Below are 13,243 nucleotides of genomic sequence, written 5' to 3' on the forward strand. Positions count from 1 at the left end.
TCGATTGAAATGCGATCGGTGGGAGGGGCTTTCTCCCTCCCACAATTAGATCTCATTCCAAGCCGATTTTTTGTTATCCCTACGTTGCACGCACCCATGACCGGCAAACCCCAATCCACCTCGAAAATCGCCCAGCTCCTCTTCGGCCTGCTGGCCTATGTCAGCCTGGGCATCGGGTTGGTCGCGATTGTCGTGCCGGGTTTGCCCACCACCGAATTCATCCTGCTGGCCGCCTGGGCTGCCACTAAAAGCTCGCCGCGCCTCAGCGCCTGGCTGGAAAACCACCGCCTGTTCGGGCCGATCCTGTTCAACTGGCGCAACGGCAAGATCATCGCGCGCCGTGCCAAAATCAGCGCCACCGCCAGCATGCTGCTCTGCGCCGGCCTGATGCTGGTGATGCTCGATCACGGCTGGCCGATCTACCTGACCATCGCCGGAATGAGCCTGGGCAACCTGTGGATCTGGTCCCGTCCGGAACGGCTCGCACGCCCCGTATAACGCGGAATGTAGGCGTTTTCCTACCGTTCATCGCCTCCCCCTCATGAAACCCCTGGCTGCGCCGATGTTCCGGATAAGGCGCCGAATGGACTTGGCCCAGCTCGCATACCAACAAGTCCATCCGTGAGTGAAGCTATGTTCGATACCCTCTCCATCCGCTTGAAAATCGTGCTGCTGTCCGGCCTCTGCCTGCTGGGAGTGATTGGGCTGGTGGTCGGCATCAATATTTACAACACCGCGCAGAACGACGCGTTGGTCAGCGACTCAAGCTCACGAATGCTCACCGCCAGTGTCGAACAACTGCTGCAAGCCAAGGCCGCCGAACAGGCGGTGCAACTGCAGAGAACCTTCGGCGACAGCCTGGTGGCGCTGACTGCTCTCGCCGATCAGGTCAAAGACCTGCGCAACCTGGGCGCCAAGCGGTCCCTCGAACCCGGCGCGCTGCGCGAAGAACTCAACCAGAGCCTGAAAACCGCGTTCGAACGCAACAGCAAGGTGCTGGGGATCTGGCTGGCGTTCGAGCCCAACGGGCTGGAGGGCAAGGACAGCGAGTTTATCGACGACAAGGCGCATGCCTCCAACGACAAAGGCCGTTTCTCCAGCTACTGGAGCCGCGCCGGCGGCGAAGGTTTGAACACGATGCTGGCCGAAGAGGACCTGAACAAGACCACCCCTAACCTCAACGGCACGCCCTACAACATCTGGTACACCTGCCCACGCGACACCCGCCGCACTTGCCTGCTGGACCCGTATGAAGACACGGTGGCCGGCAAGCTTGTGCTGATGACCACCATTGCCCTGCCGCTGCTGGTGGACGGTAAAGTCATCGGCGTCATCGGCGTCGACATTGCCCTCGGTGCCTTGCAAGCGACCACCGATGCCGCGCAGAAAGACCTGTTCAACGGTACGGCGCAGCTGGGAATTATCTCCAGCACCGGTTTGATCGCCGCCTACAGTGGCGAACCGGCCAAAGTCGGCAAGAACCTGATCGACACCCTGGGTGCCGAAGGCAAAGACATCGTGCAACTGCTGGCCAGCGACAACCGCACGATTCACGAACAGGACGACACCATCCGCGCGGTGTACCCGGTCAAACCGCTTGCCGACGCCAAGTCCTGGGGCGTGGTGATCAAGTTGTCCAAGGCCGTTTTGCTGGCCGATAACGTCAAGCTGCAAGCCGTACTCGACAAGGCCCACGCCAACGGCACGCTAAAGGCCTTGCTGGTGGCGGCCGTCGCCGCATTGCTCGGCCTGCTGCTGATCTGGCTGACCGCCACCGGCGTGACCCGGCCGATCAACAGCGTGGCCGCCATGCTCAAGGACATCGCCAGCGGCGACGGCGACCTCACCCAGCGCCTGGCCTATGCCAAGAAAGATGAACTGGGCGAGCTGGTGATCTGGTTCAACCGTTTCCTCGACAAGTTGCAACCGACCATCGCGCAGATCAAGCAAAGCATCACCGAAGCCCGTGGCACGGCCGACCAGTCTTCGGCCATTGCGCGCCAGACCAGCGAAGGCATGCAGGTGCAGTTTCGCGAGATCGACCAGGTAGCCACGGCGTCCAATGAAATGAGCGCCACCGCCCATGACGTCGCCAACAGCGCCTCCAACGCCGCCAGCGCGGCGCGCGGGGCCGATCAGTCGGCACGTGAAGGCATGTCGATCATCGAGCAGAGCACTCGAGATATCACCACGCTCGCCAATGAAGTCAGCAAGGCCGTGGGCGAAGTCGAAGCGCTGGCCGTCAACAGCGAACAGATCGGTTCAGTGCTGGAAGTGATCCGCAGCATTGCCGAGCAGACCAACCTGCTGGCGCTCAACGCCGCCATCGAAGCGGCACGCGCCGGGGAAAGCGGCCGCGGGTTTGCGGTGGTGGCCGACGAAGTGCGCAACCTGGCCAAACGCACCCAGGATTCGGTGGAGGAAATTCGCCAGGTGATCGAACGCATCCAGAGCGGCACCCGTGGCGTGGTGGCGACCATGCATTCTAGCCAGCAGCAGGCCCAGAGCAACGCCGGGCAGATCCATCAGGCCGTGCAGGCGCTGGGCAAGATCAGCGACGCGGTGACGGTGATCAGCGACATGAACCTGCAGATCGCCAGCGCCGCCGAACAACAGAGTGCCGTGGCCGAAGAGGTCAACCGCAACGTGTCGGCGATCCGCACCGTGACCGAGACCCTCACCGGCCAGGCCACGGAGTCAGCGGCCATCAGCAGCCAACTCAATGCACTGGCCAGCCAGCAGATGAAACTGATGGATCAGTTCAGGGTGTAAACAACACTGTAGGAGCGAGCTTGCTCGCGAAGAACGTCAACGATCACGCGTGCATCCTGGATGAACGCGGTGTCCGCGAGCAAGCTCGCTCCTACAGGCCGGTCCAGGCCGTGACAAACGCCGCCACATCCTCTTTCGGCGCAGTACGCGGCGGGTTCTGCGGCGTGCCCAGGTACAAGAAGCCAATGACTTCCTCGCCCTCTTTGAGTCCCAGCCCCTTGGCCACATGGGCCGAGTAGGACAAATCCCCGGTGCGCCACACCGCACCAATCCCCTGGGCATAGGCCGCCAGCAGGATGCCATGGGCCGCACACGCCGCCGCCAGCAACTGCTCGGATTTCGGCACCTTGAAATGTTCCTGCAGGCGAGCAATCACCACCACCACCAACGGCGCGCGCATCGGGCCGTTCTGGGCCTTGTCGAGGGCGGCCTGCGGGGCGTCGGGGTCTTGCACACGGGCGGCTTCGACCAGCAACGTGCCCAACTGCTCACGGGCCGCGCCTTCCACGGTGAGGAACCGCCAAGGACGCAACTGGCCGTGATCGGGCGCACGCATGGCGGCGGCGAACAGCACATCACGCTGCTCCTGGGTCGGTGCCGGTTCCAGCAGGCGCGGCACGGAAACACGGTTGAGCAAAGCGTCGAGAGCCTGCATTGGCCACCTCCAGAGAAAAATGTGCGGTCATTCTAGCGGGAATGAATCGGCATGCCATCAAACGATAATTGCTCTTATTCAAACCGCCCCGCCCTGTTAGACTTTGCGGCCTTGTTTTTCGCCTTTTTTCAGGAAACTCGATGTTCCGTTCGCTTCTTCGCCTGTCTGCAGGACTGATGGCCATGAGCCTGGTTGCCTGCGATGACGCCCCCCGGTTTACCCAGGCTGATCCGGGAGAAGCGCGGGCCGGCGGTGCAACGACGGTGAACAAGCGCGACCAGAATGCCTTTTCCCTGCCCTCGGCCAACCTGTCGCCGACCCGCCGCCTGGATTTCAGCGTCGGAAATAGTTTCTTCCGCAGCCCCTGGGTGATCGCGCCGTCCACCACCACCGCACGCGATGGGCTGGGGCCGCTGTTCAACACCAATGCCTGCCAGAACTGCCATATCAAGGACGGCCGTGGCCACCCGCCGCTGGCCGACGCGCAGAACGCGGTGTCGATGCTGGTGCGCCTGTCGATCCCGGATGCGCCGCCATATGCCAAGCTCATCGAGCACCTCGGCGTGGTGCCCGAGCCGGTCTACGGCGGGCAATTGCAGGACATGGCCGTACCCGGCGTAACGCCAGAGGGCAAGGTGCGGGTCGACTACACGCCAGTCAACGTCACGTTCAAGGACGGCAGCGTCGTCGAACTGCGCAAGCCCAACCTGCAGATCACCCAACTCGGCTACGGCCCGATGCATCCGGACACACGTTTCTCCGCACGCATCGCCCCGCCGATGATCGGCCTGGGCCTGCTTGAAGCGATTGCCGACGCGGACATCCTGCGCAACACCGACCCGAAGACCGCCGACAAGGAAGCCATCGTCGGCCGCGCGAATTGGGTCTGGGATGACGCCCGGCAGAAAACCGTGCTCGGGCGTTTCGGCTGGAAAGCCGGGCAACCCAACCTCAATCAACAAAACGTTCACGCCTTTTCCGGTGATATGGGCCTCACCACGTCGCTGAGGCCCGTCGATGACTGCACCGACGTCCAGGTCGCCTGCAAGCAGGCGCCCAACGGCAACGGCCCCGATGGCGAGCCGGAAGTCAGCGATAACATCCTGCGCCTGGTGCTGTTCTATACCCGCAACCTGGCGGTGCCCGTGCGTCGCGACGTCAACGCGCCCCAGGTGCTGGCCGGGAAAAACCTGTTCTACCAGGCCGGTTGCCAGGGCTGTCACACGCCGTCGTTCACCACGGCTGCCAACGCCGCCGAACCTGAACTGGCCAACCAGGTGATCCGCCCCTACAGCGATCTGCTGCTGCATGACATGGGCGACGGCCTGGCCGATCACCGCAGCGAATTCAAGGCCAGTGGCCGCGACTGGCGCACGCCGCCGTTGTGGGGCATCGGCCTGACGCAAACCGTCAGTGGCCACACCCAGTTCTTGCATGACGGCCGCGCCCGCAACCTGCTGGAAGCCGTGCTGTGGCATGGCGGTGAAGCACACGCGGCGCAGCAGCATGTGTTGTCCTTCAATGCCGAACAGCGCGCTGCGCTGCTGGCGTTCCTGAATTCTCTATAAGCTTCGACCCACCTACCGAAGGGAGCTCGACATGTTCCGTCCCAAGTTGTTGTTCACCAGCCTGGCCGCCCTCGCCCTCGGCGCCTGCTCACCGCAAGACCCACAAGCGGTGACCTCGGCAGCCATCGCCAAGCAAGTGATCTTGCCGACCTACAGCCGCTGGGTGGAAGCCGACCGCCAATTGGCCGTCAGCGCCCTGGCGTACTGCCAAGGCAAGGAAAGCCTGGACACCGCACGTGCCGACTTCCTTCACGCCCAAAAAGCCTGGGCCGAACTGCAACCGCTGCTGATCGGCCCGTTGGCCGAAGGCAACCGTTCGTGGCAGGTGCAGTTCTGGCCCGACAAGAAAAACCTCGTGGGTCGCCAGGTCGAGCAACTGGTCACCGCCCAGCCGCAGATCGATGCGGCTGCCGTGGCCAAGTCCAGCGTGGTGGTGCAGGGCCTGTCGGCCTATGAATACATCCTCTACGACGCCAAGACCGACATCGCCGACGCCGCGCAGAAAGCCCGGTACTGCCCGCTGCTGATGGCCATCGGCGAGCGCCAGAAAGCCCTGGCCGAAGAGATCCTCGCCAGTTGGAACAGCACCGACGGCATGCTCGCGCAGATGAGCAAGTTTCCCAACCAGCGTTACGCTGATTCCCACGAAGCCATCGCCGACCTGCTGCGCGTGCAAGTGACCGCACTGGACACCCTGAAGAAAAAGCTCGGCACGCCGATGGGTCGCCAGACCAAGGGCGTCCCGCAGCCGTTCCAGGCCGATGCGTGGCGCAGCCAGTCGTCCCTGCAAAGCCTGGAAGCCAGCCTCGCTGCGGCCCAGACGGTATGGGTCGGCGTCGACAACAAAGGCCTGCGGGGTTTGTTGCCGTCCGATCAAAAGGCGCTGGCCGAGAAGATCGACGCCGCCTACGCCGCGTCCCTGAAACTGTTCGCCAGCAACCAGCGCACCCTCAACGAACTGTTGGGTGACGACGCCGGGCGCCAACAGCTCAACGATCTCTACGACAGCCTCAACGTCGTCCACCGCCTGCACGAAGGCGAGTTGGCCAAGGCGCTGGGCATCCAACTGGGCTTTAACGCCAACGACGGTGACTGATGATGCTCAGGCGACAGGCTTTGGCCATTGGCAGCGCGCTGCTCGGCGCACTCACGTTGGGCGGCTGGACGTTGTTCAAGCACAACGACAAGGGCCCGCTGCTGCTGTCGGCGCGCGATGATGCAGACGGCAAGCACTATGCTGTCGGCTATCGCCTGGACGGCCAGCGGGTGTTCGCCACCCAGGTCGGTCAGCGCTGCCACGACATCATCAACCACCCGACGCTGCCGATCGCGCTGTTTGTCGCCCGTCGCCCGGGCACCGAGAGTTACCTGATCGACCTGCGTGATGGCGCGCTGCTGCAAACCATCACCTCGAATGCTGGCCGACACTTCTATGGCCACGCGGTGATTCACAACAGTGGCGACTGGCTGTACGCCACCGAAAACGACACCTCCGACCCGGGCCGTGGCCTGCTCGGTGTGTACCGGTTCGAAGGCGAGCGGCTGGTGCACAGCGGCGAGATTTCCACCCATGGCATTGGCCCGCATCAGGTGTCGTGGATGCCCGACGGCGAAACCCTGGTGGTGGCCAACGGCGGCATCCGCACCGAAGCCGAAAGCCGCGTGGAAATGAACCTCAACGCCATGGAGCCGAGCCTGGTGCTGATGCAACGCGACGGCAGCCTGATCAGCAAGGAAACCCTCGGCCAGCCGATGAACAGCGTGCGCCATATGGGCATCGCCAGCGATGGCACCATCCTCACCGGGCAGCAGTTCATGGGGCCGTCCCAGGAGCGTTCCGAGTTGCTCGCAATCAAGCGCCCAGGGCAGCCATTCGTGGCATTTCCGGTGGCCGATGAGCAACTGCAGGCCATGGGGCATTACACCGCCAGCGTCGCGGTACACAGTGAATTGCGCCTGGTGGCGTTGACCGCGCCGCGCGGCAACCGCTTCTTTATCTGGGACATGGACAGCGGCAAATTGCGCCTGGACGGGCCTTTGCCGGACTGCGCGGGTGTGGGTGCGGTAGCAGACGGGTTTGTCGTGACATCCGGCCAAGGGCGGTGCCGATTCTATGACTGTCGCCAGGAACAACTGATCGCAAAACCGTTGGAATTGCCGGCAGGGCTTTGGGATAACCATCTGCACCTGATCTGACGGTCAGCCGCTCGGGCTAATCCCGCGCTGCGCCTGACAGCCAGATCGCAGGCGAAAAAAAAGGGCCTCGTTTCACAAGGCCCTTTTCGGGTGGTTTCGATCGTTTCAACTTTGTGGCCCCACCCCTCGTGACATCCCGAACATGAACAACAGCAGGTCATGATCGGGCTTGACCGTCGCACTCGCCTTGGCAATGCGCGGCAGCAGGCATTGCCCGCCGCTTTGCACCGCACTGAGGACCTGTGTCCGAGGTTGTTCCCATGCAACCAGGGCCAGGGCAGCAACGCCCAACGCCCCAGACAGAAACAGACCTCGAGCTATTTCTAGCTTCATTTGGTTAAACCCTTGATAGCGCTGCCAAACGCCGTCTCGTAAAAGTAGCTGAGTTTTGCCCAGTCGCCATCGCTCCACGACGAGTGGCGGCGCAGTTGCAGCATGTCGTGGGAGGCCGCCCGATAAGCGGTGAGACGTTGGCGGCACTTCTCAAAGTCCAGCAGCGCGACTTCCACGCTGGCCGAGTCGGGCTCACCCGTGACTCGCACAAAGATATGCTTGATGTACAGGCAACCATGTTGCCAGCGACCCTTGTGCATGCGCGCCAACGTCGCCGCGAGTTCCTTGAGCAGGCGCTCATGGACCGCCTCACCGTACTGTTCACGGCCACCGGCGGCGTACCAATTTTCGATTTCGTCGAAACCGTCCAGCGAAGCCGTCACCAACAATGCCTTCCATTGGTGTTGCGGATCACGACGCGCCTCGCAGAACACCATCTCCGGCACCCGCACATTCAGCGAGCGCAGGCCCTTGATGGCATCCCGTTCGCGCAACACGGTCGGGCGCCCAAACGGATGGAGCCAACTGCGGTAGATATGCCCAGTCTGACGCTTGCTGTAGAGCAGGCGCCCGTTGGGGCCTATCACACGCTGCACACCACTCTCTCCGCCGCGTCGACGATTGGGCTCTTCGACCCACTCGCCCTGCTGGCGCCAGAAATAATCAAATCGCTCTTCGGGAGCTACGTGACTGCCTGCTACGCACTCAACTGCCATCCTGTTACCTCTTGCGCAATACATACACCCGCCACATGGCGTAGAGCGGGATGAAATCCAGGGATTCCTGAACACGGAAACCCGCTTGCTCAAACTCTGCCTCGACGGTAGCCGCCGGTAGTACAAACCGGTTTTGGTAACCTTCCTGCTCGCCTTCCTTACGACGTTTTACTTCGGCACGCTTGCGTTTCCAGGCCTTGAAGTTGCCATCCACCCACAACGAGATAATCACGCTGTCGCGGGTAACGCGATGAAACTCCCGCAGTATCGCCAGCCGGTGCTCAGGATCACCAATGTGGTGCATCAGGCGCATGCAGAAGATGCTGTCGACCGAGTTATCTGGCAGGTCGATATCAAAGGCCGATGTCCGCAAGGGCCGTACCCGCTTCACCACATCCGCCGGTTGGGAGAACGTCGCGACCTTCAACATCGACTCCGAATTGTCGGCGCCGATAATCACCCGATTGGGCTTTTCAGCCAGCAGCGGCCAAAAACGCCCAGCCCCACAAGGCAAGTCCAAGACCAGGCCGGGTTCACCGGCCATGGCCAACGCGCCGCGTGCCAATTGCTCGTCACGTTTGTGGGACAGCCGGCGAGCCAAATTATCCTGATGCTTGAGCAAATAATTCTGCGCATGCTGATCGTCGTACTTATCGGAAAATTCGAGCTTGATCGGGGTAGGCATCTTACGTCTCCGTTTACTGATGCCTACAACCTTAGGTTGCGAACTGTGATCAACAGGTCAACTCGTTGTGAAAAACTTGTCCTGTCCACTCCCATACATTTCAAGACTTTACAGATACAAGTAGTGGCAACGGGCCACTCCCGACAAATTATACTGATCTACGCCAGCATAGCGGTAGCACGCAAGGTCAGGGTTTGACCTGACTCAACTGGACGTGAAAGCGGCAACCATTGGGCTCCATGGTGCTCAAGCTGACGCTCCAGCCCTGGTTCTCGCAGATGCGTTGCACCAGCGACAACCCCAGGCCAAGGCCTTCACCGCGCTTTTCGCTGCCGCGCACGAAGGGTTCGAACATGGCTTCGCGCTTGTCTTCGGGGATGCCAACGCCGGAGTCTTCCACGATAAAACCACTCGGTTCCAGGGTGAGCCGGATAAAGCCCTGCTCGGTGTAATGCAGTGCATTACGCAGCAAGTTGCCCATCACCGCATGCAGGAAGGTGGTGTTGTAGCGTGTATCCAGAGGGTTGCCCGGCTGATAGATCAGTTGCAGGCCTTTATGCTCGATCGGCTCGCGCCAGAGGCCAAGCAAATCGTCCGCCACCTGCGTGAGGGTTACCCGAGGCGACATGGTGGCGTCGTTGTGCTGGGCGCGCGCCAGCATCAGGAAGGTCTGCACCAGTTCGCGCATTTCTTCGCAGGCCCTGGCGATGCGCAGCACCTGGTTGCGCCCGCGCTCGTCGATGGCCGGGTTTTCCAGCAGCAGCTCGCAGGAACTGGCCAGTACCATCAACGGCGTGCGTAATTCGTGGCTCACGTCACTGGTAAACAACTGCTCGCGGGACAGCGCCTGGCGCAAACGGCCCAGTGTGGCGTCGAAGGCCACGGCCAGCTCGCCCACTTCATCAGCAGCGTAATCCGGCGCCAGGGGCGGCGCCAGGCCGAGCAATTGGTCGCGATGACGCACCTGGCGCGCCAGGCGCACCACCGGTGCCATCACCTTGCGGGCCAACACCCAACCGAGGAAGACCGCCAGCGCCAGGCTGAGCACGAAGCCCACCAGCACCACCGCGAACAGCACGCGCTCACGCTCTTCGAAATCGCTCTGGTCTTGCAGCAGCACATAGCGCCGACCGGCGACCACTTCGACCATGGCGTGGTACGACAACGCCTCGCGGAACACTTCATGGAAACCGGGTTCCAGGTGCCGCAAGTCCTTGGGCAGCTCGAAATCCCCGCGCCCGCCGCTGAAATAGAACAACTGATCCGGCTCGGGTCGGTGGCTCCAGTCTTCGACGCTGTCCATCAGCAGCAGGCGCTGCAAGTCGCCGCCCAAACCGGCCGAAATCAGCTTCTCTTCCACCAGATGCACCGTCGCGATGATCCCCATGGCGAAGGCGCCCGCCACCAACGCGCTCATCAAGGCAAAGGCGATGATGATCCGCTGGGCAAGGCTTTGCTTAAACTCCATCACGACCCTCGGCCAGGCGGTAACCCACACCGTGTACCGTTTGCAGCAATGGCTTGGCGAAAGGTTTATCGATCACTTGGCGCAACTGATGGACGTGACTGCGCAGACTGTCACTGTCGGGACAATCATCCCCCCATAGCGCTTCTTCGAGAATTTCCCGACGCAGTACATGGGGACTTTTCTGCATCAACACCGCCAGCAGCTTCAGGCCCACCGGGTTGAGCTTGAGCAGGCGCCCTTCGCGGGTGACTTCCAGGGTATCGAGGTCGTAATGCAGGTCGGCCACCTGCAGGGCACGGCGTCCGCCACCCTGGGCGCGGCGCAGCACGGCTTCGATGCGCGCGGCCAGTTCCGACAGGGCAAACGGCTTGAGCAAGTAGTCATCGGCACCGGACTTGAAGCCCTGCAGCCGGTCATCCAACTGATCGCGGGCGGTGAGCATGATCACCGGCGTGTCGCGGCGCGCGTCTTCACGCAGGCGCTTGCACAAGGTGTAGCCATCGATGCCCGGCAGCATGATGTCGAGCACGATCAGGTCGTAGTGTTCGGTGGCGGCCAGGTGCAGGCCCGACAAACCGTCCTGCGCGCAGTCCACGGTGTAGCCTTTGAGCCCCAGATAATCGGCCAGGTTGGCCAGAATATCGCGGTTGTCTTCAACCAATAAAATTCGCATGGGCAGTGTCTCCGTACTTTCGTGCCAGCCGTGTGTTGGCTCGCGCAGCTTAAGGCCTAGTGGGGCTCAGGGATAGAGCTGAACACTGCGCAGATAAACGATTTCAACCGATTAGAGCACTGAACGAGTTTTTCACTATAGCTTCACAAACTGACTACAGTGCCAGGCCGAAGATCGCCCCCCATCGATCTAAGGAAGTTGGACATGGGGTTTCTCAAAACAGCGCCTATGCGCTATCTGCTGTTGGTAACCGGTGCCTGGTTGGTTGTTTTCCTGCTCACCCGCGGCGTACTGCTCATTACGCACCTGGATGAAGTCGGCGGCAATCTGCTGCCGGTGTTTGGCGTGGGATTGCTTTATGACCTCGGGTTCCTGGCCTATGCCGCGCTTCCTCTGGGACTGTACCTGTTGCTATGTCCGCCCGCACTGTGGCGCCGCCGTGGCCATCGCTGGTTCCTGCAGGCGGTACTCACTGTCAGCCTGTTCGCGATGTTGTTCACTTCGGTGGCCGAATGGCTGTTCTGGGATGAGTTCGGCGTGCGCTTCAACTTTATCGCCGTCGACTACCTGGTGTACTCCAATGAAGTACTGAACAACTTGCTGGAATCCTACCCCATCGGCAAGTTGCTCAGTTTGCTGGCGATGCTGGCTATCGTGTTGAGCCTGGCGCTGCGCAAGCCATTCAATGCCGCCATGAATGCCCCCCTGCCGCCCACGCGCGACCGCCTGTTGAATGCCTTGGCACTGTTGGTCGTCGCGGGCCTGAGCCTGCAGCTGATCAGCCAGGACAGCCCGCGCACCCAAGGCGGCAACGCCTACAAGAACGAACTGGCGAGCAATGGCCCGTATCAGTTTTTCGCCGCGTTCCGTAACAATGAGCTGGATTACTCACAGTTCTACAAGAGCCTGCCGACCGAGGTCGTGGCCAAGCAGTTGCGCGCCGAACTCAGCGAACCCAATGCGCGCTTTATCGGCCAGGACCCGTTGGATATCCGCCGCGCCATCACCCACCCGGGCACGCTGCGCAAACCCAATATCGTGCTGGTGACCATCGAAAGTTTCAGCGCCAAATACATGGGCAGCAATGGCGACGGGCGCAACCTCACGCCGAATCTCGACGCCTTGCGTCAACAAAGCCTGTACTTCAATAACTTCTACGCCACCGGCACCCGCACCGACCGCGGCCTGGAGGCAATCACCCTGGCAATCCCACCGACGCCGGGACGCTCCATCGTCAAACGTATTGGCCGGGAAAGCGGCTTCGCCAGCCTCGGGCAACAACTCACGGCCATCGGTTACGACAGCGTGTTTGTGTATGGCGGGCGTGGCTATTTCGACAATATGAACGCGTTCTTCAGCGGCAACGGTTATCGCGTCGTGGACCAGAGCAGCGTGCCCGAGGCGGAAATCTCGTTCAAGAACGCCTGGGGCATGGCTGACGAGGATCTGTACAAACAGACCCTGAAGCTGGCCGATGCCGACTACGCCAAACAGCAGCCGTTTTTACTGCAACTGATGACCACGTCCAACCATCGCCCCTACACCTATCCGGAAGGGCGCATCGATATCAAATCCGGCAATGGCCGCGACGGCGCGGTGAAGTACACCGACCATGCCATCGGCCAATTCCTGGAAGCGGCACGTCAGAAGCCCTGGTTCGATAACACCATCTTCGTCTTCGTCGCCGACCACACCGCCGGCAGTGCGGGCAAGGAAGACCTGCCTATTACCAACTATCAGATTCCACTGTTCATCTATGCGCCGAAGCTGATCGACGCACGGGAATCGGCACAACTGGCCAGCCAGATCGACCTGGCGCCAACCCTGCTGGGCCTGATCAACCTGAGCTATGAATCGACCTTCTTTGGCCGCGACCTGTTGCAGGACAACCCATTGCCCCCTCGGGTCGTGGTCGGCAACTACCAGCACCTGGGGTTATTCGACGGCAAAGACCTGGCGATTCTCAGCCCGCGCCTGGGCCTGCGCCGCCACAACGAGGCGCTGGGTGAGAGCCAGGAACTGCGGGTCGGCAACGATGACCCGCTGATCCAGCGGGCGATCACCTACTACCAGGCCGCCAGTTATGATTTCAAACAACAACTGCTGAGCTGGAGGGCCCCTAAGGAAGAGGCCCCGGCATTGAGCACGCGCTAACTAAAACGTCCCGTACAGCCAAG

General features: G+C 61.6%; 12 protein-coding genes. 6 read left to right on the forward strand and 6 right to left on the reverse strand.

Annotation, left to right across the window (positions count from 1 at the left end; all coding sequences use genetic code 11):
- Positions 1–96 precede the first annotated feature (96 nt).
- A complete protein-coding gene (locus tag MOQ67_RS25620; protein ID WP_448675691.1) occupies positions 97–498 on the forward strand; it encodes a YbaN family protein in 402 nt (133 codons plus the stop codon).
- Between the two features lie 135 nt (positions 499–633).
- Positions 634–2,772, forward strand: a complete 2,139-nt coding sequence (locus MOQ67_RS25625) for a methyl-accepting chemotaxis protein (protein ID WP_448675692.1) — start codon at positions 634–636, stop codon at positions 2,770–2,772.
- A gap of 91 nt (positions 2,773–2,863) precedes the next feature.
- Here MOQ67_RS25625 and MOQ67_RS25630 read toward each other — a convergent pair whose 3' ends face one another.
- On the reverse strand, positions 2,864–3,427 hold the full coding sequence (locus tag MOQ67_RS25630) for an NAD(P)H nitroreductase (RefSeq protein WP_253398549.1): 564 nt from the start codon (positions 3,425–3,427) through the stop codon (positions 2,864–2,866).
- Positions 3,428–3,567: 140 nt separating this feature from the next.
- On the opposite strand from MOQ67_RS25630, the gene MOQ67_RS25635 reads away from it, so the two are divergent.
- Genes MOQ67_RS25635 through MOQ67_RS25645 form a run of 3 tightly spaced genes read left to right on the forward strand, consistent with a single transcriptional unit; the run spans position 3,568 to position 7,191 of the window.
- Positions 3,568–4,995: a di-heme oxidoreductase family protein gene (locus MOQ67_RS25635; RefSeq protein ID WP_321861841.1), complete on the forward strand. Its 1,428-nt coding sequence runs from the start codon at positions 3,568–3,570 to the stop codon at positions 4,993–4,995.
- A gap of 31 nt (positions 4,996–5,026) precedes the next feature.
- Positions 5,027–6,091 carry an imelysin family protein gene (locus tag MOQ67_RS25640; RefSeq protein WP_321848873.1) on the forward strand — a complete coding sequence of 355 codons (1,065 nt, stop codon included), beginning with the start codon at positions 5,027–5,029 and terminating at the stop codon, positions 6,089–6,091.
- Positions 6,092–6,093: 2 nt separating this feature from the next.
- Positions 6,094–7,191, forward strand: coding sequence for a DUF1513 domain-containing protein (locus tag MOQ67_RS25645; protein WP_253400437.1), 1,098 nt, complete (start codon positions 6,094–6,096; stop codon positions 7,189–7,191).
- Positions 7,192–7,296: 105 nt separating this feature from the next.
- Here the strand turns inward: MOQ67_RS25645 and MOQ67_RS25650 are convergent, their stop codons facing one another.
- From MOQ67_RS25650 to colR, 5 genes are all read right to left on the reverse strand, one after another.
- A complete protein-coding gene (locus MOQ67_RS25650; protein WP_247399746.1) occupies positions 7,297–7,524 on the reverse strand; it encodes a hypothetical protein in 228 nt (75 codons plus the stop codon).
- Entirely contained in the window at positions 7,521–8,240 is a 720-nt protein-coding gene (locus MOQ67_RS25655) for a lipopolysaccharide kinase InaA family protein (RefSeq protein ID WP_253398555.1), read from the reverse strand. The genes MOQ67_RS25650 and MOQ67_RS25655 overlap by 4 nt, the downstream gene beginning before the upstream one ends.
- A gap of 4 nt (positions 8,241–8,244) precedes the next feature.
- Entirely contained in the window at positions 8,245–8,925 is a 681-nt protein-coding gene (locus tag MOQ67_RS25660) for a class I SAM-dependent methyltransferase (RefSeq protein ID WP_247399742.1), read from the reverse strand.
- A 187-nt stretch (positions 8,926–9,112) separates the two neighbouring features.
- Complete coding sequence (locus MOQ67_RS25665; RefSeq protein ID WP_321861843.1) at positions 9,113–10,393, reverse strand: sensor histidine kinase; 1,281 nt, start codon at positions 10,391–10,393, stop codon at positions 9,113–9,115.
- Positions 10,383–11,066, reverse strand: coding sequence for a two-component system response regulator ColR (gene colR / locus MOQ67_RS25670; protein WP_016975511.1), 684 nt, complete (start codon positions 11,064–11,066; stop codon positions 10,383–10,385). Before colR ends, MOQ67_RS25665 begins: the two co-directional genes overlap by 11 nt.
- A 204-nt stretch (positions 11,067–11,270) precedes the next feature.
- Between colR and MOQ67_RS25675 the strand changes: the two genes are divergently transcribed.
- Positions 11,271–13,220 carry an LTA synthase family protein gene (locus tag MOQ67_RS25675; protein WP_321848877.1) on the forward strand — a complete coding sequence of 650 codons (1,950 nt, stop codon included), beginning with the start codon at positions 11,271–11,273 and terminating at the stop codon, positions 13,218–13,220.
- The last annotated feature ends 23 nt before the right edge of the window (positions 13,221–13,243 follow it).

The sequence above is a fragment of the Pseudomonas sp. LY-1 genome (assembly GCF_053502595.1).

What these genes read in the sequence shown, in the direction of transcription:
- MOQ67_RS25620 (WP_448675691.1), top strand. Translation starts at nt 97, where the DNA reads ATGACCGGCAAACCCCAATCCACCTCGAAAATCGCCCAGCTCCTCTTC.
- MOQ67_RS25625 (WP_448675692.1), top strand. Translation starts at nt 634, where the DNA reads ATGTTCGATACCCTCTCCATCCGCTTGAAAATCGTGCTGCTGTCCGGC.
- MOQ67_RS25630 (WP_253398549.1), bottom strand. Translation starts at nt 3,427, where the DNA reads ATGCAGGCTCTCGACGCTTTGCTCAACCGTGTTTCCGTGCCGCGCCTG.
- MOQ67_RS25635 (WP_321861841.1), top strand. Translation starts at nt 3,568, where the DNA reads ATGTTCCGTTCGCTTCTTCGCCTGTCTGCAGGACTGATGGCCATGAGC.
- MOQ67_RS25640 (WP_321848873.1), top strand. Translation starts at nt 5,027, where the DNA reads ATGTTCCGTCCCAAGTTGTTGTTCACCAGCCTGGCCGCCCTCGCCCTC.
- MOQ67_RS25645 (WP_253400437.1), top strand. Translation starts at nt 6,094, where the DNA reads ATGCTCAGGCGACAGGCTTTGGCCATTGGCAGCGCGCTGCTCGGCGCA.
- MOQ67_RS25650 (WP_247399746.1), bottom strand. Translation starts at nt 7,524, where the DNA reads ATGAAGCTAGAAATAGCTCGAGGTCTGTTTCTGTCTGGGGCGTTGGGC.
- MOQ67_RS25655 (WP_253398555.1), bottom strand. Translation starts at nt 8,240, where the DNA reads ATGGCAGTTGAGTGCGTAGCAGGCAGTCACGTAGCTCCCGAAGAGCGA.
- MOQ67_RS25660 (WP_247399742.1), bottom strand. Translation starts at nt 8,925, where the DNA reads ATGCCTACCCCGATCAAGCTCGAATTTTCCGATAAGTACGACGATCAG.
- MOQ67_RS25665 (WP_321861843.1), bottom strand. Translation starts at nt 10,393, where the DNA reads ATGGAGTTTAAGCAAAGCCTTGCCCAGCGGATCATCATCGCCTTTGCC.
- colR (WP_016975511.1), bottom strand. Translation starts at nt 11,066, where the DNA reads ATGCGAATTTTATTGGTTGAAGACAACCGCGATATTCTGGCCAACCTG.
- MOQ67_RS25675 (WP_321848877.1), top strand. Translation starts at nt 11,271, where the DNA reads ATGGGGTTTCTCAAAACAGCGCCTATGCGCTATCTGCTGTTGGTAACC.